Annotated in this window: 24 protein-coding genes, 1 tRNA gene and 1 pseudogene; 12 read left to right on the forward strand and 14 right to left on the reverse strand. The window is 58.9% G+C overall.

Annotated features, from left to right (window positions below):
* From CK215_RS04205 to CK215_RS04230, 6 genes and pseudogenes are all read left to right on the forward strand, one after another.
* A pseudogene (locus CK215_RS04205) lies at positions 1–668 on the forward strand (hypothetical protein); the annotation flags it as partial.
* A gap of 132 nt (positions 669–800) precedes the next feature.
* Positions 801–2,849, forward strand: a complete 2,049-nt coding sequence (locus tag CK215_RS04210; RefSeq protein ID WP_141245441.1) for a type I secretion protein — start codon at positions 801–803, stop codon at positions 2,847–2,849.
* 854 nt (positions 2,850–3,703) lie between these two features.
* A complete protein-coding gene (locus CK215_RS04215; protein ID WP_245418597.1) occupies positions 3,704–5,836 on the forward strand; it encodes a type I secretion system permease/ATPase in 2,133 nt (710 codons plus the stop codon).
* 13 nt (positions 5,837–5,849) lie between these two features.
* A complete protein-coding gene (locus CK215_RS04220; RefSeq protein ID WP_066995884.1) occupies positions 5,850–7,190 on the forward strand; it encodes an HlyD family type I secretion periplasmic adaptor subunit in 1,341 nt (446 codons plus the stop codon).
* 33 nt (positions 7,191–7,223) lie between these two features.
* Positions 7,224–8,834: a GNAT family N-acetyltransferase gene (locus CK215_RS04225; RefSeq protein WP_095830199.1), complete on the forward strand. Its 1,611-nt coding sequence runs from the start codon at positions 7,224–7,226 to the stop codon at positions 8,832–8,834.
* Between the two features lie 610 nt (positions 8,835–9,444).
* Positions 9,445–9,521 (forward strand) — tRNA-Pro (locus CK215_RS04230).
* 316 nt (positions 9,522–9,837) lie between these two features.
* On the opposite strand, the gene CK215_RS04235 is transcribed toward CK215_RS04230, so the two are convergent.
* Both CK215_RS04235 and CK215_RS04240 read right to left on the reverse strand, forming a co-directional pair.
* On the reverse strand, positions 9,838–10,116 hold the full coding sequence (locus tag CK215_RS04235; protein WP_095830200.1) for an HNH endonuclease: 279 nt from the start codon (positions 10,114–10,116) through the stop codon (positions 9,838–9,840).
* A 1-nt stretch (position 10,117) separates the two neighbouring features.
* Complete coding sequence (locus CK215_RS04240) at positions 10,118–10,462, reverse strand: hypothetical protein (protein WP_095830201.1); 345 nt, start codon at positions 10,460–10,462, stop codon at positions 10,118–10,120.
* Positions 10,463–10,632: 170 nt separating this feature from the next.
* On the opposite strand from CK215_RS04240, the gene CK215_RS04245 reads away from it, so the two are divergent.
* From CK215_RS04245 to CK215_RS04260, 4 genes are all read left to right on the forward strand, one after another.
* A complete protein-coding gene (locus CK215_RS04245) occupies positions 10,633–10,842 on the forward strand; it encodes an XRE family transcriptional regulator (RefSeq protein WP_245418598.1) in 210 nt (69 codons plus the stop codon).
* Positions 10,843–11,143: 301 nt separating this feature from the next.
* The gene (locus CK215_RS30600) at positions 11,144–12,106 is read left to right on the forward strand and encodes an integrase (protein WP_141245442.1); all 963 of its coding nucleotides are present in this window, start codon (positions 11,144–11,146) and stop codon (positions 12,104–12,106) included.
* 24 nt (positions 12,107–12,130) lie between these two features.
* Positions 12,131–12,658 (forward strand): helix-turn-helix domain-containing protein, encoded by a 528-nt coding sequence (locus CK215_RS04255; protein ID WP_095830204.1) that lies wholly within the window; start codon positions 12,131–12,133, stop codon positions 12,656–12,658.
* A 107-nt stretch (positions 12,659–12,765) separates the two neighbouring features.
* On the forward strand, positions 12,766–13,218 hold the full coding sequence (locus CK215_RS04260) for a MucR family transcriptional regulator (RefSeq protein WP_245418599.1): 453 nt from the start codon (positions 12,766–12,768) through the stop codon (positions 13,216–13,218).
* Positions 13,219–13,518: 300 nt separating this feature from the next.
* On the opposite strand, the gene CK215_RS04265 is transcribed toward CK215_RS04260, so the two are convergent.
* Positions 13,519–14,412: a DUF1036 domain-containing protein gene (locus tag CK215_RS04265; RefSeq protein ID WP_095830205.1), complete on the reverse strand. Its 894-nt coding sequence runs from the start codon at positions 14,410–14,412 to the stop codon at positions 13,519–13,521.
* Between the two features lie 1,303 nt (positions 14,413–15,715).
* Here CK215_RS04265 and CK215_RS04275 point away from each other — a divergent pair.
* Positions 15,716–15,913: a hypothetical protein gene (locus CK215_RS04275; protein ID WP_095830207.1), complete on the forward strand. Its 198-nt coding sequence runs from the start codon at positions 15,716–15,718 to the stop codon at positions 15,911–15,913.
* 557 nt (positions 15,914–16,470) lie between these two features.
* Positions 16,471–16,830 (forward strand): hypothetical protein, encoded by a 360-nt coding sequence (locus tag CK215_RS30605; protein ID WP_141245443.1) that lies wholly within the window; start codon positions 16,471–16,473, stop codon positions 16,828–16,830.
* Between the two features lie 114 nt (positions 16,831–16,944).
* Here CK215_RS30605 and CK215_RS04280 read toward each other — a convergent pair whose 3' ends face one another.
* The 11 genes from CK215_RS04280 to CK215_RS04330 form a co-directional block, all read right to left on the reverse strand.
* Positions 16,945–17,712 carry an HNH endonuclease gene (locus CK215_RS04280; protein WP_141245444.1) on the reverse strand — a complete coding sequence of 256 codons (768 nt, stop codon included), beginning with the start codon at positions 17,710–17,712 and terminating at the stop codon, positions 16,945–16,947.
* Positions 17,713–17,718: 6 nt separating this feature from the next.
* Positions 17,719–18,180, reverse strand: coding sequence for a hypothetical protein (locus CK215_RS04285; protein ID WP_095830209.1), 462 nt, complete (start codon positions 18,178–18,180; stop codon positions 17,719–17,721).
* Positions 18,167–18,892, reverse strand: a complete 726-nt coding sequence (locus CK215_RS04290) for a hypothetical protein (RefSeq protein WP_141245445.1) — start codon at positions 18,890–18,892, stop codon at positions 18,167–18,169. Before CK215_RS04290 ends, CK215_RS04285 begins: the two co-directional genes overlap by 14 nt.
* A 92-nt stretch (positions 18,893–18,984) precedes the next feature.
* Entirely contained in the window at positions 18,985–19,257 is a 273-nt protein-coding gene (locus CK215_RS04295) for a hypothetical protein (protein WP_095830211.1), read from the reverse strand.
* Positions 19,258–19,470: 213 nt separating this feature from the next.
* Positions 19,471–19,845: a hypothetical protein gene (locus CK215_RS30610; RefSeq protein WP_141245446.1), complete on the reverse strand. Its 375-nt coding sequence runs from the start codon at positions 19,843–19,845 to the stop codon at positions 19,471–19,473.
* 79 nt (positions 19,846–19,924) lie between these two features.
* Positions 19,925–20,416 carry a lysozyme gene (locus CK215_RS04305; protein ID WP_245418600.1) on the reverse strand — a complete coding sequence of 164 codons (492 nt, stop codon included), beginning with the start codon at positions 20,414–20,416 and terminating at the stop codon, positions 19,925–19,927.
* Between the two features lie 46 nt (positions 20,417–20,462).
* Positions 20,463–20,699 carry a hypothetical protein gene (locus tag CK215_RS04310; RefSeq protein WP_095830214.1) on the reverse strand — a complete coding sequence of 79 codons (237 nt, stop codon included), beginning with the start codon at positions 20,697–20,699 and terminating at the stop codon, positions 20,463–20,465.
* Positions 20,700–21,376: 677 nt separating this feature from the next.
* Positions 21,377–21,790 (reverse strand): hypothetical protein, encoded by a 414-nt coding sequence (locus tag CK215_RS31705; RefSeq protein WP_245418601.1) that lies wholly within the window; start codon positions 21,788–21,790, stop codon positions 21,377–21,379.
* Positions 21,791–21,802: 12 nt separating this feature from the next.
* Positions 21,803–23,383 carry a hypothetical protein gene (locus CK215_RS31710; protein WP_245418602.1) on the reverse strand — a complete coding sequence of 527 codons (1,581 nt, stop codon included), beginning with the start codon at positions 23,381–23,383 and terminating at the stop codon, positions 21,803–21,805.
* A 53-nt stretch (positions 23,384–23,436) separates the two neighbouring features.
* On the reverse strand, positions 23,437–23,802 hold the full coding sequence (locus tag CK215_RS04325; protein WP_095830215.1) for a hypothetical protein: 366 nt from the start codon (positions 23,800–23,802) through the stop codon (positions 23,437–23,439).
* On the reverse strand, positions 23,803–24,216 hold the full coding sequence (locus tag CK215_RS04330) for a hypothetical protein (protein ID WP_141245447.1): 414 nt from the start codon (positions 24,214–24,216) through the stop codon (positions 23,803–23,805).

The raw sequence follows: 24,216 nt of genomic DNA on the forward strand, positions 1-24,216 counted from the left end.
CCACCGGTGGCGGCGGCGGTGGCGGCGGTGGCGGCGGCGGCGCCGACGCTGATGGCGGCAATGCCAATTCGGATGGCGGCAACGCCAATTCGAACGGCGGCGACTCCGAATCGTACGGCGGTGACGCCCTCGGCGCAGGCTGGGGCGCTGGTACGGGCTCGGGCTCGGGCTCCGGCACCGGCGGTGCCGGCGGCACGGGCGGTGCTGGCACGGGCGGTGACGGATCCAGCGGTGACGGAACCGGCGGCGCGGCCACCAGTGGCGACGCTTACGGCGGCGACAGCCTCGGCGGCTTCGCAGCGGCCTTTGGTGGTGACGGTGGCCATGCGCTGAGCGGCGCCTGGGCTGACGGTACCGGCGGCGACGCCACGGGTGGATACACCGCTTCCGGCTACGGTGGTGCCGGCGGCGCTGGCGGCCAAGCCTTCAACGGTGACGGCGGCACCGGCGGCGACGCTGGGATGTGGGGCTCGCAGAATGGCGATGACGGCTACGTGACCGGCACGAGCCACTCTTCGGCCGACGGCCTGATCGACGTCAGCGCCTTCAATCAGCAGATAGTGATGGGCGCCAACCTTCAGGAAAACCTGGTCGACCAGACCGTGGTTGGCGGCGACTACCACAACACGCTGACTGGCGAGGACGCCGGCGACCATACCGGTACCTGATCGATGTCACACGACTGATTTCGTCACGAAATCAGACAGCTTGGGACTGCGCGGAGTTTCCGCGCAGTCCTTCCATCCGGGAGACATGCCGCCCCGACCGAGCGCGAATGATCTCAAGATACGGAGGCTACCGTGTACACGATGCAGCTGGACAAGATGACCGAGGTCATCTCGCATTTCATCGGCATGTTCGAGATCTCGGTCGAGGAGGCACGGCAGCTAAAGACCTACGACGAGTTCAAAATTGCTGCGGCCACCAAGGAAGAAACTCCCGACCTTCCAAACACGAATGTCAACGTCAAGGCGCCTTATACCCTCGACGACTTCGATCCACACGTTCCGTATATGGGGGTCAAGCCGGACCTGGTGCTGAACACGGTCAGTTCGAGCTTCTGGTACACGCCGCCCGAAATCGTTCAGCACGGCCATCTGAGCCCCGGCCATCATCACTTCCATCTGCCGCATCTGCCGGCTTTCGGTGGCGGCATGGTCCTGCCAAACATCGAACCTCCAGGCGCGATCGCAGCCTACATCAACCAGGAAATCCGCCTGTCCGACAACGACTATGTCGGCGCCGGCGGACATGGGCTGATCTTCACGCCCGCGGCGGTCGACGACAGCAGCCATCTGGCCTCGCTGATGAACGCGGCGGCGGACGTGTCGCCGATCGACGATGTGACGTTGCTGGGCACTCCCGACGACATGGCGGCCGCGGTGGTGACCATGGGCGAACGCATCGCCGCCTACACCGAGGACCCGAGCGGCGAAGCGAACGTCTTCGTCCTGCACCCAGACGCGACTTCCGGCTCGATCTTGGGAACCTATGTCAACGGCCAGCTGGTCGACGATGCCGACGCGCCGAAGGCGGAGGACCACATCAATCTCCTCAAGGAACAGCACCAGGATGACGAGGTTGCCAGCGCTGGACCCGACAAGGACGACTACAACACGCCGCCGGATTCCTCCGATTTCATGTCGGGCTGGGGCAACGGCCTGCTCAGCCCATGCGTTGAACTGGACACCGGCACCAACACGCTGATCAATTCGGCCGTGCTGACCAACAACTGGACGACGACATCGGTCGTCGCCACTGTCGGCAACAGCTATGAAATCAATGCCATCATCCAGATCAACGCACGCTGCGACACGGATATCGTAAGCTCCTCCCTGAATGGGTGGAAGCTGGGCAACGCCCCCGACGAGGCCTTCAACATCGCCGCGTTCAAGCACATCGACCCGTCGGCCGGCAGCGTGGCGCCAACCGCAGCGGACGGTTTCCCCGCCGCCTGGGTGGTGACGCAGGTCACCGGCGACCTCATCATCACGAACTGGATCCAGCAGTACTGCTTCATGACCGACAACGACACCACGGTTATGTCCTCGTCGGGTGTCAGGACCAGCGTGAGCACCGGCGACAACACGGCGATCAACGACGTGTCGCTGAACGAGCTCGGTCACTACTACGACCTGATCATCATCGGCGGAAACATCTACGACGCCAACATCATCCAGCAGATGAATTTCCTGATCGACAACGATCTCATCGGCGCGGTCGATGGTTTCCAGACATCCGGAGAAGGCTCCTACTCGACCGCCGGCAACCTGCTCTGGAACGATGCGACGATCATCAATGTCGGCGGCCAGAACCACTATGAGGCCTTGCCGACGTCCTATCTTCAAGCGGCCCAGGACTTCGCGGCCGGCAAGGACGCCGGCCCTGGCGACATACTGAACGACCCAGCCTTCGCCGGTATCGGCGCCTTGCGGGTTCTCTACATCTCCGGCGACCTGCTCAACGTGCAGTATGTGTCGCAAACGAACGTGCTGGGCGACAGCGATCAGGTTGCCTTGGCGATGAACCAGTTCGTCGCCCATCCCGAGGCGGAATGGACCGTCACCACCGGCGGTAATCAGGTGGCGAACTTCGCGGGGATCATCGACGTCGACGGAACCGACAAGACCTATGTCGGCGGCGAGCACTATTCGCAGGAGATCCTGATCCAGGCCGACATCATCTCGAGCGATCCTGAACTCGGCGGACAGAATCCGGACGCGCTGGTCAACGAAGCGATCGCGTTCCTGGCCGACGATGCGGGCGCCGACGACACGCAGATGGACCATTTGATAGTCCCGACGCCGGATCATGTTCAGGCGGACGGCGTGCAAACAATATTGGGCTGATCCGGGAACCGGGGGATACAATGACCGATGATCGCGACCTGCCTTGGGACACGTTTGCCGAAGACCTAGAGGCGGCGATGCAGGAGGACGACCCGGGATCGTCGAGTTCCGCGGTGCCTCGCAAGACGCTTTCGAACGCCCTGCGGCAGCATGAGCAGGCGATCGACCGGACCATCAAGACAATCGACAATGCCGTCGGCCAGTTTTACGATGCAGTCCCCCATCGCGAAGTAAAGGCCGGTCAGGACCGACCTTTGCCGCAGGTCGACGGCCGGAGCGCAGTAACCAGTCAGCCGAAACCAGAGCAGGCCACAGCGCCCCTGCCTGCGCACCAGCCAGCGAGAACCCCTGCATCGACCAGCCCGGCTGGGCAGGCGGACGGGGGCGGCGTGGTCAGGCAAATCGTCACGCCTCCCACAACGACGAATCCACAGGTCAGCGAAGCGAAGGCGGCCGCGGCCGGCCCCATCAAAATCGCACCCGCCTTGCAGGAGGGGCGAACCGAGGAAAGAGCAAATCCAGTTCTGCAAACGACAGGCGGGCCACCGAACCTGCCCAACGAGATGGGCGCCAATGCAGGGCATCCTCCGGCTTCTTCCGCAGCGCCCAAACCCGTAGCCGCCGTTGACATACCGAACTTCATGGCGCAGCGCCAACTGTGTAAGCCGGAGCCGGCCCCGCAGCCAAGCCAAAGTTCCATCCCCGGCACCACACGGGCGCGTTCGACTGTCGCACCTGAGCCGCTGCCGCCAACGCCAACATTCCAGACGCGACCGGCCGAGTGGCAGGGGCCAGCTTTGACGGCCAAGAAACCTGCTGCTCCGCCTTCAGCCGCCGTTGCAAAAAGTGAGCCGGTGGCCACCGAGCCTCCCGCGACGACAGCGCCGACGATCGACAAACTGAATGTCCCGGCGGACGCGGCGTCGCCTAGGCCACAGCCTGTGCCCCAACGGCCAGCCGAACCCACGCCCAAGCCAATGCCAGCGGCCGAAAGGCAGAATATCCAGGCCAATGCAGCGCCGCCGAGGCCACAGCCTGTGCCCCAACGGCCGGCCGAACCGCAGGCCAAGGTCGCGCCCGACGAGCCAGCCAAGCCGTCGGTAACCGAGATGAAAGACGCGGCAAAGTCGCCCGGCATGATCACCATCGAAGGCGACACTGGTCCCATCAAGACGCAGCAAGGCGGATCTCCCCCAGGAGGTGTCGACGACAAGGGCCGGCGCGGCGGTGGTGGCGGCGGGGGTGGCGGCGCTTTCCACAAGCGCCTCGGCCCGGTCGATTTCGGCGCTTCGCTCAGGGCCGGATTGAGCGCGGTCAGGAAAAACCTGCTGATCGTCATGCTGTTCACGGTCGCCTGCAACATACTGGTCCTGGCGATCCCGATCTATCTGTTCCAGATCTCGGATCGCGTTCTCACCAGCCGTTCCCCCGACACGCTGGTGATGCTGACGGTGGTGATCGTCGGCGCGGTGATGCTGCAGGCGATGTTCGATGCGCTTCGCCGCTTCATCCTGATGCGCACGGCCGTCGAGATGGCGGCCCAATTGGGTGCGCCGATCCTCAGCGCGGCGGCCAGAGCCTCGCTTCACAGCAACGGCAAGGAGTACCAGGTCCTGGGCGACCTGCAGCAACTGAGGACCTTCCTGACCTCCGGCACGCTGCTGTCGTTCCTCGATGCGCCGATGGCTCCATTGATGGTGCTGGTGGTGTTTCTGATCCACCCGCATCAGGGCTTCATCGTCATGACCTCGGCGGTGCTGCTGTTGATCATCACGCTTCTCAACCAGCGCGCGACGGCCGCGACCTTCGGCGAGGCGAACGCGCACCAGAGCAAAGCCAACATCCATCTCGATTCGATGTCGCGCAACTCGCAGATCATCAACGCGCTGGCCATGATCCCCGAGGCCGTGAAGATCTGGGGCAAGGACACCGCAAACTCGCTCAGGGCGCAGGTGATCGCACAAGACCGCAACATCGTCTTTGCCTCCATGTCGAAGGCCGTTCGGCTGCTGACCCAGGTGACGATGCTTGGCTGGGGCGCTCATTTGGCGATCGAAGGGCATCTCACCGGCGGCATGGTCATCGCCGCATCGATCATCGCCGGCCGGGCGCTCGGCCCGATCGAAGGCGCCATCGAGGGCTGGAACCACGTCGTGCATGCCCGCGCCGCCTATGGCCGGATCGCATCGCTGCTGCAATCGTCGCCGCTCAATTTCGAGCGGTTGAACCTGCCGCGTCCCGAGGGCCGTCTCGACGTCGAACGGCTCCTGTTCGTGCCCCAGGGAACGAAGCGGGTTGTGCTGAACGGCATTTCGTTCGCGCTCTCGCCGGGCGATTCGCTGGCCATCATCGGCAATTCGGGCGCCGGCAAGACGACCTTGGGCAAGATGCTGGTCGGGTCGATCCTGCCGACGTCAGGCAACGTACGGCTGGATCTGATGGATCTTCGCAACTGGGATCCACGCCAGTTCGGCGAGAATATCGGCTATCTGCCCCAGGATGTTCAGCTGTTCCCGGCGTCGATCAAGGCCAACATCGCCCGTATGCGTGACGATGCGACCGACGCCGAGATCTACCAAGCGGCGGCGCTGGCCGACGTTCATGAGATGATCTCCACCTTGCCCCACGGCTACGAGACCTTCGTCGCCGCCGACGGAGCGCCGCTTTCAGGCGGGCAGAAGCAGCGCGTCGCGCTTGCGCGCGCCTTCTTCGGCAATCCCCGCCTGGTGGTGCTCGATGAGCCGAATTCGAATCTGGATTCGGCCGGAGACGCGGCACTGGAACGAGCCCTCCAGCACGCCAAGGAAAACAAGATCACGGTGATCACCATCACCCAGCGGCCATCGCTGCTGAAGAGCGTCGACAAGATACTGCTGCTTGTCAACGGCACCGTCGCCCTGTTCGGCATGCGACAGGAAGTGCTGCAGGCCCTTGCAAACCGGGGCTTGAGCATCGAAGGCGGCTCGTTCGGCCATCAGATCCAGTAGCGGGGCCGCAAAGATGACGACCGACATCGCAAAAGTTCACGACATACAGTGGTATTCCGAGGTGCCGCGCTCGATCTGGAAGCAGACCGCATTTGGCGCGCTGTTGATCACGGTGGCCTTCGGCGGCTTCGGCACCTGGGCTTTCACGGCGCCGCTCGCGTCCGCCATCATCGCCCAGGGCAGCTTTGTCGCAACCGGGCAAAACAAGATCGTCCAGCATCTCGAAGGCGGCATCATCAAGGAAATCCTGGTCAATGAAGGCGACCATGTCAGCCTCGACCAGCCGTTGATAAAGCTCGACGAGACCGCCGCGCAGACCAACGAACGGCAATTGTTCCTGCGCAAGGCGCGGCTCGAAGCGATCGCGGCCCGGCTGAATGCCGAGGTGCAGGGCAGCGGCAAGATCCGATTTCCCGCGATCATCCTCGACAACCGGTTCGATCCAGAGGTCTCCCCGATCATGGAAAGCCAGCAGGCCAACTTCGAGGCCGCGGAACGAAAGCGCGACAGCGACATAGCGCTGTTCGACCAGAACAAGAAGGCCATGGAATTCCGCAACGAAGGCATCGAGGAGCAGATCTCGTCGGTGCGCCGGCAACTGCAATTCCTCAAGGAGGAATATCAGGGCAAGCAAAGGCTCCTCGAGCAGGGCCTGATCCGCGGCACCGAGGTAAAGGCGATCCAGCGCGCGATGGCCGACGCCGATGGCCAGATCGGCAAGATGGTGGCGGAAGTCGCCGAGAACCGCGAACAGATCGTCAGGTTCGAGCAGCAGATCACGCAGACCAAGGATACCTATCGCCAGGCGGCGCTCCAGGAACTGCAAAGCCTGGAGGCCGAACTGGACGCCGTGCGAGAAAAGTCGCGCGAGGCGGAGAACGTGCTTCGCCGCGTGACCATCAAGGCTCCCGAGCCCGGCACGATCATACGCATGTACTATCACACCGCCGGCGGCGTTATCGAGAGCGGCAAGGCGATCCTCGAGATCCTGCCCTCGGACGTGCCTCTCGTCATCGAGGCCCAGGTGCCCCGCACCGACATCGACAACATCAAGGTCGGGCAGCAAGCCTCGATCCGGCTGATCGCTCTCAATCGCCGCACGACGCCGGTTCTGGAGGGCGAAGTCTACTATGTCTCGGCAGATGCGTTGCCGGAGATGAGCGGCCCCACGCCCAAGGAAGTCTATCTGGCGCGCGTGCGCGTGCCGGCAAGCGAACTGGCAAAGGTGCATGGTTTTACGCCGACCCCGGGTATGCCCGCCGAGATCCTCGTCGCGACGGAGTCGCGCACATTCTTCAGCTATCTGACGAAGCCGATCGCCGACAGCATGGCGAGAGCCTTCATGGAGCAGTGAGACCTACGAACAGGCAACGATTTCGGGGGAACCATGCAGATCGACGTCATCACGAAACGGGAGGAGCTGAACCGGCTCAGAAAGAACTGGGATGATCTCTACCAAAAGGATCCCGAAGCGCAGTTTTTCCTCTCCTGGACGTTCCTGTCGTCCTATATGCGACGCTATGAAGACGCCTGGTCCGTCCTGGCGGCACGCTCGGGGCCGCCAGGATCTTCCTATGTCGCCCTATTGCCTCTGCGACTGCGCACCAGGCTGAACAAGAAGACCGGTATCTGCCACAACGAGATCAACATGGCCGGCAACTACGCGGCCGACTATGCCGGTATCCTGTGCGCACCGGGCTTTGCCGAGCGCGCGATCCCGGCTCTTGCCAGGCATCTTCTGAAGATGAACTGGGCCAAGCTGCATCTCGAAAATCTGCGCATGTCGGAGAAGCGACGGCGCCTGCTCATCGACAACCTTGCCGACAAGCGGCTGACGGCCCACAAGATGCCGCGCGTCAACAAAACCGACAATGTCGACAATTGCATCTGCCCGGCCGCCGCACTGCCAGGCGATTGGGACAGCTATCTCGAACAAAAGACCAGCTCGAACACGCGCCAGAAGATCAGACGCTTCCTGCGCAAGCTCGATGGATCCGGCGAGTTCCGCATCACCCATGCCGACGCCTCCACGATAGATCGCGACATCGGCATCATCCTCGAAATGTGGCGGATCAAATGGGCGCCGCGGAAGGGCAACCTCCTGCCTGGCCTAGTCAGGTCCAACCGGATCCTGTTCAAGGACGCCTTCGAAAGCGGAACGCTGTTCCTGCCGATCCTGTGGCAGGGCGACAAGCCGCTCGGGGGCCTGGCATTCCTGGTCGACCGGGTCAAAAAAACGATGCTGTTCCATCTCGCGGGACGCGACGAGACCGCGAACGACATCCCGTCCGGGCTCGTGCTGCATGGCTATTGCATTCGTCATGCGATCGAACAGGGCTTCCGCAACTACGACTTCCTGCGCGGCAACGAACCGTACAAGTACTCCTACGGCGTGGAGGAGACCACCATCCATTGCGTCCTGATCAAGACCAGGACCGGTCGCAATCTCGGCGACCGGATCGACGAGAGGTCCGTCGGGAGCGTGCTGGAGCAGGCGACCAAATTCCACGAAGCAGGCAACCTTGCCAACGCCGAAAATGGCTACCGCCAGATCTTGGAGGTCAACCCTCGCCATCCGCGCACGCTTTACGGATTGGGCCAGCTGCTGGCCGCCAAAGGCGACCACTGGTCGGCGGCCGATACTTTCGGATCGCTCGTGGAGATCGCACCGAAATCGGTCAAGGCTTGGTCAAGGCTTGCCGTCGAACTTCAGCTGCTCAGCCGGCACGCGGACGCCGCCGACGCCTTCCGCAAATTGCTTGAGCTCAATCCAGACCTGTCGGGGGCGCGATATGGTCTTGGCCGCAGCCTCGCGCAGCTTAGTCAGGTGGATGAGGCCACCAGGGTGCTGAGCGCCGTCGAGGACAAAGCCGACCCAATGCTTCGCGCCAAAATCCGTCTACAGCTGCGAAAGCTGAAGGAGGACGTAAGTCCGTGCTACATAAAACTGGAGCCGGCAAACGCAGGCGTCTCCAGACTGGAGCGGATGGACGCCTAGCCATAGCGACGCAACCCGGAGATTCGCTTCTGGTGCGTGCACATGCTGCTATCGGATTTGAACTAAAGGGTTGGATCTGATCGGTGTTGGGGGCGAACGGCGCGAGTCTATCCAGGTCCGCCGTTCCGATGAACGACGTCGCTGGCCCTCGGAACGAGCAGCAGGAAGAGACGACAAATTTCGCGCCACACAATCAAGCTGCGTTTGCTATTCTTGCGTATCTTCGCGCGCACGCGAAAACGGAAAAATCGACTCTAGCGTTCCTTGCGTCCTAACCTGCTGTTTGTCTGTGGCTTTCAGTCAGCATCCTCCGGCCTCTACCGTCCCTTGCGCATCGAAGCTCGACGGCGGGCGCGGTCGATAGAGATGTTGCTGGGCGCGCATCCGTACGCCGCCGCGTATCTGCGCCTGCCCATCGCCCGCAGCCGGCATCGAGACTTATTACATTTTTGACCTTCGGCTCGAAAGCAGGAGGGGGGAACGACTGGGCAACACCGTGGGACTTTCCGTGGGACTTTGCGTGCCGAACTCTGCCAATGTACGCCGTTCGTTCCGCTCTTCCATTTTGGGGCTTGCTCAAAATGGTTCGGAACCCTATGGGGATGCCGTTCGGAGTGTAGCGCAGCCTGGTAGCGCACCTGATTTGGGATCAGGGGGTCGCGTGTTCGAATCACGCCACTCCGACCATTAAAGTCAATTAGTTAGCGGCCATCGAATATGTAGCCACGCATTTTGTAACCACCCTGCAACCACCCGAACATAAAAGCCGCCAAGGCGCGCTCCGGGGCTGCCTTGTTTTTAACACCTTCGGCAGACATATACCCGTCAGCCGCCGCCGCTGGCCAGGAACGTCCCTTCAGATAGTCGGAGAGGTTTCGCTAAGCGAGGCAGCATTTGAGCCGATTGACGGCGCGATGACCATGAATGTACCGGCATCGTGCATGAGTCTTGGCAACGAAGGGAAGCGGGCGAGAGCCCGCTTTTTTGTTGCCTAGGGGACGCCTCACCACCTCTCGTAATGCTCGCCGCGCCTGATCGTCTTGTAGGTCAGCCAGTCGACGTCACCACGTCCGGTATTGCAGCGGTAGCACGCCAAGGCGATGTTGCCGCGATCGTTGCCGCCGCGATCGGCACGCCTGTCCAGGTGCTCAAGCGTCTCTGAATCGGGCCGCATCTTGCTCTTGAACGAAATCCGCATCCGGACATCGCAGTAGCAGCAGCGGCCACCCTGCTTTTCCCGCAGGATGGCGCGCAGCTCAGGGCGATGAGACCCGTTGCCCATTTCAGGCAGCCCTCGCCCTCAGGGCTGAGGTTTCCCATGCGTGCTCTGCAGTCCGAACCGCTTCAGCATCACAGTCGGCGATAGGCACAAGCGCGCCGCTCAACATCATCAGGTCCGAAACCGGCACGTCATCTCGCAGGCGTCGGATGCCGTAGACCTCGTCCCCGCGCCTGGTCTTAGACCTGGCCAACACCATCGAGAGGAAGGGTTGGTCTTTATGCGAGACCAGCTGGCCGAGTTCAAAGGTCCAGTTTTCGGCAGTTGGTGTCCCTGCAAGCGCGGCGTTTGCGGCCAGCGCTGCCGCGCCAGCCAGGACAGAACGGCGGGTGATTGGGGTGTGCTGCATCTGATTTCTCCAATTGGTTCCTGCAACCCTGTAATTGGGTAAAATAACCATATGAGCAGCCGCCGCTTGCCGTCAAGAGCAAATTTGGGTACAAACGCCATATTCAGAGTTGAGGTACACACATGCCAGTGACAGGGAACCAAATCAAAGCTGCTCGAGCCTTGGCCGGAATGGACCAGAAGGCCTTAGCCGATGCGGCAAACATCGGAATCAATACAGTTCGAAATTTTGAGGGATGGGGTGGCGCGATCGTCCGCGGTCGACTGGATACCATGCAAGCCATCAACGACGCCTTTGGCGCCGTGGGCATTGAATTGCTCGAGGACGGCCAGATGTCATCGGAGGGTAGAGGCGTTCGTCTGCGCGAGCTAAAGGAATAAACCAAACAGGCGAAACCGACTTCGCCGTCAAGTTAGTTTAGGCGAAAACGCATAATGTTCTCAAAGGCTTGTGAGCGTCAGCGCGACATGAGATCATGGCGATATGGCAGAGCCAGTCCGCCAGATCAGAGTTCGCGCGCCCGGCCTTCGGTGGATCAGGCGGCCCACCCACTTTGAGCCGCGGTGGATCGCTCCAGAGCAAGACAGGAAGGCAGGCTATCGCCCAAAAACCATCAATCTGTCTCGGTGGGCTGGTAAGCCCGATGAGCTGGCGAAACGATGTGACGCGCTATGGGCAGACATGCTCGAATGGCGCTCATCTCGCCTAATGAACCCGTTCAGATTCGATGGAACGATAAAGTCACTTGTCACTGCCTACTCAACGCACCCGCAGAGTAGCTTCCATCAGCTAAAGGCCGTCAGCCACCGTGTCTACACCCACTACTTGAGCCAAATTGAGAAGGAAATTGGCGACCGAGCCGTAGGCGAAATATCCGGTCTGGACCTGAAGGAGTGGCATGTTCGCTGGTCCTCAAACGGGGAGAAGCCCGCGGCATCCAAGATGTGCCGCGCCGTCCTTATGGCTGCCGTTGCATTTGGCGTTGAGGCACGCCTGCCGGGCTGCGCTGATCTTGCCATCTCGCTGAAGGCAGCCAGTCGCAAATTACCAGGACCGAGGCGCCGCGAAACAGTGATGACGGCGGAGCAAGTAGTGGCTTTGCGGGCCGCCGCACACGCGGATGGCCGGCCTTCATGCGCCCTCGCCTACGCTATAGTCTTTGAGGCTGCAGCAAGATTGTGGGACGTGCTCCTGTGGCTGTCGTGGGAAGATGTCGACGCAGATCTGGTGCTGCGCTACGTGCCGTCCAAGACCAGCGGAAAGACCGGCCTGGTCGTCACCTATCCGCTCACCAAGGCGCCGATGGTGACGGAGGAGCTAGCGCACTGGCCAGAGCCGCGCAGCGGCCCGATGATCGTTTGCGAAGGCACAGGCATGCCGTACAGCAGCAACTACTTCGGCGAAAAGTGGCGCCTCGACAGAGCCAAGGCTGGCATCGCCGACAACGTGTGGGCGCGCGACCTCCGAGCTAGCGGTATCACCGAGGGTCGCGCCGGCGGCGTATCGACCGACGATGCGGCTAAGGTCGCCGGCCACGCATCAACCAAGACGACGTCGGGCGTTTACGACCGCGCCACGCTTGAGGCGGCGGAGCGTTTTGCGGATGCTAGAGTCGCTTATCGCCATCGAAAGTCGCACAGCTGAAACTGCTTAGTTCGAAAAGCGGCGATGACCCTCGACAGTATATACAAAGCCGACGAGGCGGCCGAGCGGATGCGCGTTACCAAGCGTGCGCTGATAAAGTTGGCCCGAAAGCATGGCGCATGTTCGCGCGTTGGCCGCGAGTATCTTTTCTCTGAATCTGACCTGCTTGCGATCTGGCAGGCAATCCGCGAGCCGGCCGCGGGCTCGACGTTTGGACTCAATGACAGCACGGGCCCACTCGACAGACACACCCCTGAAGACGAATTGAAGTGGCTTGTCGCTCGCCCACCCACAAGCGTGGATCGCCGCGTTATTGGCGTTCTGAGATACTTGGATCGCCAGACAGAGCCTCTGACTTATAATGAAATCCAGCGAGCCGGCGAAAACACAATTCTACGATTGCTTCAAAAAAATCTGGTGAAGCATTGCGGGTTAGACTGCTCTGGCTCTGTGCGGGTTCGAATAACACCGGAAGGACGAGAGCAGTTGAAGATTGTTGAGCGATGGCTGCAGAAGCGCGCAGCCAGAGGGCTGCACGCCAATAATTGGTGACTGCGCAGACACATGGGTTGGGAAAAAGCAATTGCTACATTGGCGAGTGACCGAACTTGCACTAGAAGCGAGCGCAGAGGGGTGGACAAATACAGGAGCGAATTGTCTTGACCGAACATATCGAAGCCCAAAACGGCGTTCTAATCAGCCTGACCGCGGACATCGTGTCTGCTTATGTCGGCAATAATCCCCTCCCCGTGTCAGGGCTGCCCGACCTCATCGCCTCGATTCATACGTCGCTATCCGGCATTGGCCAGGCCAGCAAGGCCAGGCAACCCGAACAGGAGCCTGCGGTCAATCCGAAGCGTTCGGTATCCCCAGAGCACATCGTTTGCCTCGAAGACGGCAAGAAGTTCAAGTCGCTGAAGCGGCACCTGTCGACTGACCACGGCCTGACACCAGACGAATACCGGGCCAAATGGAGCTTGAAGCCGGACTACCCGATGGTAGCGCCTAACTATGCCGCTCAGCGATCTGAGTTGGCTAAGGCCAGCGGGCTTGGTCGGAAGTCTGGGAAGAAGCCGGCGAAAGGCAATGGCAAAAAGCGCGCTTCGCGATGAATACGGAGCCTTGCCCGTTCTGCACCAGGAGGGCCGGTCGTGTTAGCTTTCAAGCGGATCGTGGTGAAGTGTGAAGACTGTGGCGCCGTCCGAGATACGCGGTGAGCGCCTATATTGCGATGCGATCTCGGACTCCTTCTTCGTAGCCGACGCCCCCTCCGCACCTGCTTGGCAAAAAAGCTGTTGGCCAAGGGAGGCGTTGCCGAGCACTCTCGGGCTGTTTTCGTTCGGCCATCGAATGCCCCAAAGAAGATTGCTATGAAATAGGGACGATCTCGCCGCAATCATCCATTCGGTTGTTCAAAGATACCAATATTCCCAATGGCTTTCCTCGCGGACCGTCGCGTCAAACTGCTTGCCCAAATAGTCTTGCAGATATGCTTTAATCTTTGATAGCGTGGTAAGGCACGAAATTGCCTCGGTCTTTACGTTGTCCAAATACGCATATGCGTTTGCAGCGGAAAGCGACCCTCCTCCGCCGACTACATCTCCCACCAAAGCAACCACGGCTTGCAATAAGTAGAGCGTTTTATTGTCGTTGAGCGCCCTATCTATACACGCATCTACATAGCTCTTCGCAACGCCTCCAATATCGACCGGACCGATTACCTTCAGCTCCACGCAGTGGCGAAGCTTTTTCATTTTTGTCCTTACTCGCTGGAAGTTCCAGTCAATAACTGTTTCGACCGAGTGCACTTGATGCGAGTCGTCCCAGCTAATGAGGCATTTCCTCTGTATAACTCCAGTTTTTATCCTCGGGAGCGCTCTCGCCGGGTCATTTAGGTTTTGAGTAAATTTATCATAGCCCTTAACGTCTATGATCGCGAATTTTTTCTTTGTCCAACCTCTGGGGCACCTGTTGCCTGTGAATGTAAACTCCTTTTTTGTGAAGCAGAACCAAGCCCCCTCCTCGTCTTCCTCGGCCTCCCACGCCCCGGCCGAAGGGCCTGTGTCAAACGCATAGTAATAATAATAGCGATTGGAGAAGTCGCCTATCGGAGAGAAGCACTTTCCGGCTTTCATCTCCCACCAGCCTTCGGCCAGCCATTCGCCGTCTTTGAGATGAGCCACGGCCACCCAAACAGTGTCGACAGTTTTATTGCAGAACTCAAGCTCAGCCCTGGCTTTCGTTGAACCCAAGCAAAAGCACGCAAAAAAGATCGAGAGGGTAAGGCTTCTTATGCTGGCATGCATCGCAGTGCCTCGCTATGAAAGCTTCCCCTAAGCATGCTCTCAATTTTGCTGAAAGGCAACGTGCAGACTCCCTTAGTTCTTACCCGCCAATCATGGGAGAACACGCAGACCTCCTGATGCCGCTAATCCTTGCCATGCGGTCGCCGTGATAAGCAAGGCGCTGAACGCCTTTGCTCAGCGGAGATAGAGGACAGGCGATGCCCGCTCACCCGGCGCCAGGCACCGAGCCATCCAAAGCCGGCCGGAAACTTCCGTGCTATCCGGACAATTGTCCTGAATTAAAAGGCGAAGAAACCCGTGACATCGTAGCGGCTAAGTCTGGCCTAGCCACAGGTGCGGCAACGCGCGGTGGCCTCCTTTCCCGGCTTACTCTTGGTCGCCGTCGTTTGCATCGTCTGCCGCGGCTTCGGCACAATAGTCACTTCGAGTTCCGTTATAACTTCGAATTACGCCCATTGTACTGACGGCGAGTTGCCTATTGCAGACGCTATAGATTTCATACGCTTCCTTCAGAGCGTCAACTGCAGAGGTCATATCGTCGCATTTTTCAACGGGGTCGTTGCTGTTAGTAGCGTTTTGCCAATACGAATAGGACAAACTGCCCAAGTCCCCGGCTCTGCGCAGGTCGGAGTTGAGATCGAACAGATCACAAATGTATTGAGCGTTCGCGCCGTTAACTGATGCGCCAAGAGCGTACAATGTGAATATCGCTCGCATCAACATCCAGCGTCTGCCTTGCAATCAGAATAGTCCAAGGAAACGTGCCCTTTGCAATCAGTAAGCAGGCTCCATTTGCAGTCGGTTAAGCCTTGCTTTCGCTCAGCTTTACAAGCCGAAAGCGCCTCCCTATTGCAATTAGGATTGTCGCTCGGCTTCGGCCGGGCACTGCCCGCACTGCCGCCAGTTCCCGCGCGAGCACCTCCACTGCCTTCTCTGACCGCAGGTGTTCCATCCGCCAAGGCAGCGTTGGCCAACGCTATGAACGCAAACACGAAGACAGCTGCAACTTTCATCGCTGTAGCCCGCTATTGGGAACAAAATATCACATGCAAATATCGTAATAAAGCTGTTGCATTTGCGCCGCGGTGTTTTCCTGATGCCGTTAGTGTCGAAGAAGGGCAGACGCAGCGGATGGCGCAGCGTCAATAGCACTAGTGTCTGTGGAATGCCGGCCTACCATCTCGGCTGCCCGCAGTGATCGAGACCCCAGAGGATAGATACGCTCGAGAGGGAACAAGCTGATCGAGTGCAAGTTGGGACGCTCCTTTGTTGGAGTGAGCCTGATGACGGTTAGGCTTACAGGGTGGAAGAGATGATCGGCGACATGCCGATATCCCATCGCGTGGCCAGCGCAGACACCCCTTGGGAGGCGACCAGAAAAGCCACCGGCAAGGACGTCACAGCCCGGAAAGATGAACGCTTTTGGGTGCGGGTGACAGATGAAGGAAACCGCACGGTTTACAAATATGCCTTCAAGTCTGGTGCCTCGGGCCGCCTTTAAGGTTCTGGGCCGGCTTGGCCGCAAGACTGACCTAGCGAGTCCGAAAAAGAGCCCGCCGCACCTCCGCGCGCGGGGCTCTTTGCGTCGGGACCGACCCGACAGGGCGCGCTCGACCGTCTGGGTGCTGCGACCAGAAACCGAACTGCATCGGCGGCTAAGTGTTCCAAGTCAACAGCCCGCCGACCGGAGCCGACGGGCTTTGATCCAAGACGAGCGAGTTTAACGCGGCTCGATGGGCAGTCCCGAAATCGGGGCAGCCGCAACCGTGGCCAGGCGCTCACGCTTGCGGAGAGTGGGCTTCTCTAAAATTCCCCCTATGTCCTCAAACGCCGCGGCCTGCGCCGATGGCTGGATGGGATACTTCTATGGTGTGCCCGATTTGCGGTCAGACGGTCGATCGCCGAGACCTACGGCAAGCCATCTCGAGCGAACAGCATGGACATGAGGCGCTGGTTGCCTCGCCCGGACTCCGCGGGCAACCTCGTATCGAGTCGTTGCCTTCTGTCCTTGGAGAATATAGGCGTAGAGAATTCATGTGGGAACGGGGGAATCGTGTAATGCTGAAATCTATTGGTATCCTAATTTGTTTTTCGGTCGTTCTGACCACGCTTCCTTCACTGGCACAAACGCGAGAGGACATTGAAAATCTGGCCGACGCTGCGGGTAGTGCTGCGGCTGACTTTGAGGCGTGCGGTAGATCCAGTATGGCACGACGAATAAAGGGCCGATTTGAAAGCCTCGCAGCGGTCTGCACTGATGGCAATGGTGACGAAGACGCTGCATTGAGCGCGTTCAGTTTGGGCTATTCAAATCGTCTAAACGATATCGGCGATCAAGGCGGCACCTGCAGAGGAAACTACCAGTCCAGGTTCAACGTCATCATGGACACGTTGAGGCGCGCCTATAAATCTTGCTAGGTCACCGTGTTGCATAGCTGCGAAGCGCGACAACACTAGCGTCATCGCAAACAAAAATGCCCCGCTGCCGGCGAGGCAACGGGGGGCTGGCAGATAGTCAGCGGAGGCTGCGGCTTAGGGGTTGCGGTTGGGCTTTCTGTTAGTAGGCGCCCTCCAGTCCTGACCAGGATAAAGAGATTCGGCGGCCTTAAGTTTTGCGGTGCGCTCCTTCGCTCTTTCCACCTGGGTTCCGTCTTCGTCTATCAACTCGGACTTTGCATTCTCCCGAAGGAGATCCTCAATCGCGGTCGCGATATTATCGTGGGCGTCTAGAAGTGCCTTGATGCCCCGGGCGGCCGGGCCTCTCAGGTGGGGTGGCAGCCGGTCAACGCTGAACGATCGAAGCGCACGCACACCCGCCGTGATATGCGCTTCACAATTAGAAAGTCGGCGCCTCAAATCCCGAAGTCGCTGAAGCGCTTCGCGATTCAAATCCAAGGCATGAATCGAATACCAGCCGGTCTTGGTAAGGGAGCGAAGTTCAAGACCCTTTCGTTCGAAATGGTCCAAAAACTCATCGGCGTCAGGCCTGAAGAACCTCAGACCATCTGCGCGAGCTGCCGCCGGTGGCGACCTGGTGCCCTTCCGAGTGTTGCACTCGTCGCACGCCCACATAAGATTGTCGTATACGTCTACAAGATCAGGCCGTGCAGTTTGTGGTTCGTAGTGGTCGATCGTGAACCGAATTGCTGCCGCCTCAGCTTCAGTCATCGTGCAATATGCACACGAGTGGAAGAAGTCGTGGCGCAGGAAATTGCGATATTTTGGGTATGGCAGCCCGGCAGGAACGGCCGACCTGACAACTAGCGTTTCCTCCTCGCGAACAACAATCTCGCCTGTCACGCAGAGCTACCGCCTTGATTTTCGAATCGACCTTTCATCCAGCTGATCATAGAACTTTTTGAGTTCGCTTACCACGTTTTCGAACGCCTCAACCTGCGTCTCGAGGAGATCGAGCGACTGCCCTTTTTGCGCGTCCTCGATCCGATCAAGGGACCACCGGACATATTCCAGTTTGTTTTGTTCACTGCGGGTTATCGTCCCTTCAAAAAGCTTATCAAGCAGAGCTTGCCTCGTTCGGAGAAGGTCTTGGGTTTCGGTGGGGGAGATAATCGTCGCGTTTAGACGCGCTGCCAATCTGGCCGAAGTAGCAAAGAGTGATCCGCGAGAGAGATTGGGCGACTCAAGCGCGGAAGCCACCCAGCCCTGTGGCGGGGGCTCAAGGGAGCCGCTCTCTGACACCCCCTCCACACTATTCGTTTTGGCGATGTCAGCCACAATGTCTGCGCTGCGACTCTTAGCCAAGGACATCGAATTCATCTCCAATCGCTAGCTTCTCGAAATATTCGATCGCGGCTTTTCTATTTCTTTGAAACTCTTTTTGAAGCGTATCTTTATTTATTGGGAACGACGTCACGTATCCTCGCTGCCAATCAAATTTGTAATTAGGTATATCAGAATCGTCATCTGGCTTTGTTATTCCGTAGATGCACCGATCTTCGTATTCCTTACTGGATGGGAGATTGCCAACAATCGAAACTTGGTACGCGGAGAGTGCTCCTGGCCACGGTTTAGCCAAGAAATCGATCAACTTTCTGACACCCGGCGGCATGTCGTCTTCGTCGGCATGCGTGCTGGAGACGATACCTACCCTATTTATCGAGCTTGATTTGGCGATTGGCAACAACAAGGTTAGCTCGATGATATCATCAATCGCCGCGTCCAAGAGGCCCGAAAATGGCAGCGGGCTCGAAATCAATTCAGCGACCGGTCGTCCACCACTGATGTTTCGGAATTTCACCCGGTGCTGATAGGCAATCGATACCCGGTTCGACTCCACGGCGTACGTGAAGCCGTTATTATGACGAATCTCTACCTTCAAAGGATCGGGTACGGAGATGGCAAAGTCGGCCTTGCCATCGACGGTCCACCGATTCAACATCGGCGCTATCGAATCGATAATCCTGTCGCTGGACACAAACACCGGCGCATAGAATATGCCCACCGATGGCACTGAGGCCATCTTATCGCACCAAGTCACAAATACCTCCAACCCAGACGCGGTTAGCCCAATAAAGCAGCTTCTGGCCGCTCGGTAAACGCGCGTCATACACATCAGGAGGCATGCCTCACCGGCTTTGCCTCAAATACACGGTCGAGTCGGCTGTTCATGCCGTCCAGCCGTTCGGCGACGGAATCGATCGCCTTCATGATTGCTTGCGTCTGCTCCTGCATGCCGGTCTTCGTGACGTAGGTCTCGGCCGTGTGGAGTTTGTGGGCGGCAAGCTCGTCGCGCACCTTCGAAATGATGGTGCTAAACCGCCAATAGGCAGAGCCGACCGCGCCACCAACCGCCAGCACCAGATAAACCATTTGTTCCGGCGTCATTCTCCCGCCCATCCTTTACGCAGGCGTGAGTCCCGCTCTTGGTAAAACTCTCGCAGCGCCTTCTGCCGGCGCCCGCATTCGATCAGCGACTTTCTATCCGTAACCCACAATCGCTCGACGGTGCGTTGGCTCAACTCGCCTTTGGGCAAGCGCACCGGACCAAGGCATGCCGCAACCAGTTTGGCATCCGGCTCGGCCAGGACAGGCGGCACGCTAATGTATCGCGTCGATACGCATCCCTGCACTGCTAGACAAAGCAGGCCGATCGCGATCAGGGTCGGCATCTGCCTCATCTGACTTTTCCTTGATAAGCTGTTCCAATGCTTGGTTTGCGGCCTCGAGTTCGGCGATGCGTCTCTGCTCCGCAGCCTTCGCCATTGCGTTGGCCTGCGCCTGGCGGCTGATTTCCGCCGCGGTCGCCTTGGCGATCTCAGCCTCGCGCTTTTCGTATTTGGCCGACCACACCGCGGCGGTATGCGATGAGCCAAGATGGTAGGTGTAGCCGAGGGTGGCCGCGATCGCGGCGGCAATCAGTCCGTACTTGATTGGCGAGGCGTAGCCCCCCGTGAGCTTGTCGAGTAGGTTCATGATTTCATGCTCCGCACATAGGCCGACAAAACTTTGTAATCGAGCCATCCGGCAAAAGCGGTCGCCCCTAACAGCGCAGCTACTCCAATCCCGAAACACATAGTTCGGCCTCTCCTATGCGCTGTGCGTCGCCCATCTCACGGCGCTTGACCAGGCCGGCAATCATCTTGCCGCCAGCCTTGTTGAATGCGGTCGCAGCAATGCAACTGTCGTGGTATTTGCCGGCATTTCCGAAAGCTGCGGCGCGCGAATTGCAAGCTGCCCGCGTGCCGACGTTGTAGGACAGCGAAATCATCATCGCGCGCCATGACAGCGGCTTGGCATCGTAGTTGGTAACGCATTTCTGCAGGCCGGGTTTGAAGTCCTTGGTCAGACGCTTCTGCAGCCGAGCATCGCAACCGGCGGGCGTCTCGACCATGCCCATATGGACGTTTTCGGTGTCGCCGTCGCATATCGTAACGACCCCGACGATGTCGCGGTACGCACGAAGTTCTCGGCCTTCCCACGGACGCACAAGCGCCGTGGAGGCCAGCAACACGTCGTCGCCGACCGACACGCCGCCAGGCAGCATTGCGTAGCCGCTAACGCACGCAGCCACTACCGCGGCAATAGCCGCCCTAGCCCGCCTTGACGACAGGATCTTGTTTATCGGCATCAGTGGTGACCTTGTCTGGCTGCCAGATTAGGCGTGCCGTCCAAGCGGAGCCGAGCAGAAGCAGCGTTAGCCACCACGGCAGGAAGTCAGCGATAGACGGGACGACGTTGATGATGAAGTTGGAGACAAATGCGAGCTCGATGAGCCGCATCGACCAAGCGCGCGCGAGCACGCGGCGCCAATCGGGGAGAAGTTTCATTGGTCTCTTTGCTAGACCGCCTCAGGTCATCGCGGCCACGTTGGTGCCACAATGACAGACAACCCACTCATAAGGCGGCAAAACGAGTGTCTGGCTCCGTAGACGGTGATGCGTGCTGAAAAGGGTCTGGTTGAGGGCCGCGAAAGGCTATTCAGAGAAGAAAATTTCCAACAAAATTCTTAGTAGTAGGAATGGCGAGCATCCAAGCAGCCATTTCGAGGCCTAGTAACAACTCACTATTGCCCATCGATATCCGCACTGGTGACCATGATGTGCCCAGGAGTCTTTCGTATAGTGGCCGCAATGCGGTCCATACGGATGACCACAGATCTGCTGACAGACATAGTTTGGTTTGTACCCGCCCGGGTTGCCGCCATCAAAGCAGCCGAACGTAATTGTCACTGTTCCAAAATCACTCGGCACAGCAGCGCAGTCTTCGGCGTCTCCGGGGCGGTCTTCGCCGACGCAAACGTGTTCCGTTCTGGTCGCAGCAGCGCTTGCAGTTACTCCAGCGAACACCAAAGCGACAGCCAGCATTAATAGAGGTATTCGCATTTGGGTATCTCCCCGCGCCAACTCCTAATATTAGCACTTATGACTGTCTATATCAAATGTCCCTTGCTTTGCCCGGCCCTCACGCGGGGAGCTTACAACACCAAAGATGCCCGCGTCCTCAATCACAATTTCCCGGCCGCCACGAAGAACGCATCGATTTGCTCTGCCGTGAAGCCAAGGGCAGCAAAGCCGACCGCCATCATCGGCTCGGTGCGGACGAAGGTTCCGCTATTGTCATATGCGATTTGCACCGCGGCGCCTTGCGACGCCACAAAGCTCTCAACCTGCTCAAGCAAGCCAGCCGCCAGCAGTTGAAGCTTGAACTGGCGTGCCGACACTGAGTTCGGCACGCGCACCTTTGGTCCTGGCAGCCCGTAGACTGCTAGGACGTCAGTTAGCTCGTCTTCGCTTGCGATCCGTGTCACGTTCTCCGTTGGTGGTGGCACAACATAAGCAGCCGCAGCGCTTGACCACGCGCGGCTTTCATCGTCGCCAACAATCCAAGACCAATCGCGAGGATTGTAATTATCAGACATCGAAACCAGCCTTTAAATGTATTGACCGCCATTGGTCGCGACGCCGGCAGCATTGCCGGGAAAATAGTTCGGCCCGGCACCGTTCGTTAGGATGACCGCGTTGCCATCGGTCTGATAACGTGTACCAGTCGCGGAAGCGAATGTTCCGGCGAACGTATTGCTATTGCCGAAAATAATAGCCCCTGTTGTCGCATTCGCAAAACAGCCGAATGAAACCGTTCCGGAGAACGTAACGGTTTGAGATTGCACCCGGATAACGGCACCGCCAACACCCGCCAAATGTAATCCGCCTGCTAAAGTGCTGCCGCTGATTGAATAAGGCCCGCTCGCGAACAGTATAGCGCCATCCGAAGCGCGCAAGTGATGCAGCAATCCAGCGCCAAAATCGAGGTTTTGAAATTCTAATCTGGATGAACCGACAGATTGAAGACCAAACGGATTACCGCCACTTCCGGTGCTTTCAAGTCGAAAGCCGCGAACCTTGTAAATGGTCGAAAGGTTCTGACAGACAAGGACGGCGACGCTTCCGGATAGAGAGCCGGTCAGACGCAAAACAACAGTGGACGGCGACGCTTCATTGCCGACAATATTAATCGAGCCGGCACCAACCGTATTCTTTCCGATCAACCCGACATTGCCAATATCATAGGTTCCCGCGCCTAGTTGAATAGTCACGTCATAAATCGACGTGTCCAACGACGCCGCAACGTCAATCGCCTTTTGAACGGTCAGAAACGCGCCGCCTGCCGTATTGGCTAAACCGTTGTTGCTATCGTTGCCGTCCGTACGAACATAATAGGTTCGCGCCGCCGTGAGAACTTCGCGCGCGTTCATCCATTGCGGCGCATTCGCGGCGGAATTCATGCGCAAGCTTTGCAGCGCCGTTCCTGCCGCGAGGCGCGACCACGTTGCCGAGCCACGGTAAAGGATATCACCTTGCGCCGCGCCGCCGATCATATCCAACACTTGCGACAGCGTAAGTTCTTGCGGCGCGCCGGTTGATGTGATGCGACCGCGAACACGATTAGCCGTCATGTCGGCAAGCTTAACGACCGGGATTGCCGGATTGGTTGCGTCAACCGTAATGCCGGTCCCGCCAACCAAGCTAGACACGCCTCCGCCTGCGACCGCGTCAGCCACGGTGAACGGTCCGATCCATGCAAGCGTCGGGCCGTCCCAGCGATAGAATGCAAACTCGACGCCAAGCTCAGCGCGCAGGAAGATGTAATTGTCATCGCTGGCGCCAAGGGTGAGCGCGTTCCGCTTAGTTAGCGTACCCGAATTGTCGGGATGAATACCGATGAGCGAAAGCTTGACCAGCACCTGCGCCAGGCGACCGTTCAGGTTGACTATGTCCGCCGCTTCAGAATTCTCCTGCGCGATCGCATAAACGGAACCGCTGGCCGTCGTGCCGGGCCACGCGTACGCCAGCGTCAGGGACGTGTCGCTACCAACCGAGAGGATCGGGATTGACAGGCCCGCACTCGAGAACATGCCGCCACTGATAAGCGCGACAGCCCACGCGGTGCCGCTGCCCGTAACCACAGCGTTGCCATTCGTCACGGAGACCGTGCCGGTGTTGTAGATGGTCATGGATTATCCTTGGGATGCGGCGTGCCGCGAATGGGCGTTAAAGGCTGCTGGCGCTACAGAAGCTCGTTAGCGAACACGTAGAACGATATCGTCCTAGCTATATTCCTGCGATTGGAGATCGTTAGCGACGTCAAGGCGTTATTCACCTTGGCGTAATAGTCGAAGAAGCTCGCCATCGAGCCGTCGCTGCTTTTCAGGATTATGACTGGCGGATTCGTAAATCCGTAGCTCGACAGGTCGAACGTCTGACTTCCGTTGCCGGTAAACGTTGCGGTCGACGCAAGGGCCGGCCGCAAGGTGAAACTGGTCTCCGTGAGGATGAAGTCTTCCGGGTCGGTGCTGGAAATGTCCTTTCCTGGTTTCGTAAGGCGAAACGCAGGATTCCCAGCGCTATAGCCGAGAAAGATGCGGTCAACCATTCACCATGCCCTGTTCTTGAAAACGATCCAGGCCGTGCGTTCGGTAGGATAAAACCCAAGACGAGTAGCCATGAAAAAATGGTCGCTGTGCACTTGAGCGCCGCCGATGCTGATTGCTTGCAGGTCACCGCCCGCATAGTCATTGGAGTATCGCGGAGGGTACGTTATCCCCTTATCTGTCGATACCGAATTCGAGATGAAGACGAAGGGGATGTAGCCGAGGTCAATAAATGTGACTGTCCTTGCCGCATACCGCCATGTGCCGTTCCCTTGATTAACGCCACTTTCTGTCCATGTTCCAAAATCATGAATCTGAAGGTGGTCATAATCGGAATTAAGCGTCATCTTTCCTGTTTCGCCCGACGCATCTACTCCAGGCGGCGCGGTCCAAAGACCTATCCGGCCGCCTTTCAT

The organism is Mesorhizobium sp. WSM3864, from assembly GCF_002294955.1.
Classification (GTDB): Bacteria; Pseudomonadota; Alphaproteobacteria; order Rhizobiales; family Rhizobiaceae; genus Mesorhizobium.

What these genes read in the sequence shown, in the direction of transcription:
- CK215_RS04220 (WP_066995884.1), top strand. Translation starts at nt 5,850, where the DNA reads ATGACGACCGACATCGCAAAAGTTCACGACATACAGTGGTATTCCGAG.
- CK215_RS04225 (WP_095830199.1), top strand. Translation starts at nt 7,224, where the DNA reads ATGCAGATCGACGTCATCACGAAACGGGAGGAGCTGAACCGGCTCAGA.
- CK215_RS04235 (WP_095830200.1), bottom strand. Translation starts at nt 10,116, where the DNA reads ATGGGCAACGGGTCTCATCGCCCTGAGCTGCGCGCCATCCTGCGGGAA.
- CK215_RS04240 (WP_095830201.1), bottom strand. Translation starts at nt 10,462, where the DNA reads ATGCAGCACACCCCAATCACCCGCCGTTCTGTCCTGGCTGGCGCGGCA.
- CK215_RS04245 (WP_245418598.1), top strand. Translation starts at nt 10,633, where the DNA reads ATGGACCAGAAGGCCTTAGCCGATGCGGCAAACATCGGAATCAATACA.
- CK215_RS30600 (WP_141245442.1), top strand. Translation starts at nt 11,144, where the DNA reads ATGCTCGAATGGCGCTCATCTCGCCTAATGAACCCGTTCAGATTCGAT.
- CK215_RS04255 (WP_095830204.1), top strand. Translation starts at nt 12,131, where the DNA reads ATGACCCTCGACAGTATATACAAAGCCGACGAGGCGGCCGAGCGGATG.
- CK215_RS04265 (WP_095830205.1), bottom strand. Translation starts at nt 14,412, where the DNA reads ATGCATGCCAGCATAAGAAGCCTTACCCTCTCGATCTTTTTTGCGTGC.
- CK215_RS30605 (WP_141245443.1), top strand. Translation starts at nt 16,471, where the DNA reads ATGCTGAAATCTATTGGTATCCTAATTTGTTTTTCGGTCGTTCTGACC.
- CK215_RS04285 (WP_095830209.1), bottom strand. Translation starts at nt 18,180, where the DNA reads ATGTCCTTGGCTAAGAGTCGCAGCGCAGACATTGTGGCTGACATCGCC.
- CK215_RS04290 (WP_141245445.1), bottom strand. Translation starts at nt 18,892, where the DNA reads ATGGCCTCAGTGCCATCGGTGGGCATATTCTATGCGCCGGTGTTTGTG.
- CK215_RS04295 (WP_095830211.1), bottom strand. Translation starts at nt 19,257, where the DNA reads ATGACGCCGGAACAAATGGTTTATCTGGTGCTGGCGGTTGGTGGCGCG.
- CK215_RS30610 (WP_141245446.1), bottom strand. Translation starts at nt 19,845, where the DNA reads ATGAACCTACTCGACAAGCTCACGGGGGGCTACGCCTCGCCAATCAAG.
- CK215_RS04305 (WP_245418600.1), bottom strand. Translation starts at nt 20,416, where the DNA reads ATGCTGCCTGGCGGCGTGTCGGTCGGCGACGACGTGTTGCTGGCCTCC.
- CK215_RS04310 (WP_095830214.1), bottom strand. Translation starts at nt 20,699, where the DNA reads ATGAAACTTCTCCCCGATTGGCGCCGCGTGCTCGCGCGCGCTTGGTCG.
- CK215_RS31705 (WP_245418601.1), bottom strand. Translation starts at nt 21,790, where the DNA reads ATGTCTGATAATTACAATCCTCGCGATTGGTCTTGGATTGTTGGCGAC.
- CK215_RS31710 (WP_245418602.1), bottom strand. Translation starts at nt 23,383, where the DNA reads ATGACCATCTACAACACCGGCACGGTCTCCGTGACGAATGGCAACGCT.
- CK215_RS04325 (WP_095830215.1), bottom strand. Translation starts at nt 23,802, where the DNA reads ATGGTTGACCGCATCTTTCTCGGCTATAGCGCTGGGAATCCTGCGTTT.
- CK215_RS04330 (WP_141245447.1), bottom strand. Translation starts at nt 24,216, where the DNA reads ATGAAAGGCGGCCGGATAGGTCTTTGGACCGCGCCGCCTGGAGTAGAT.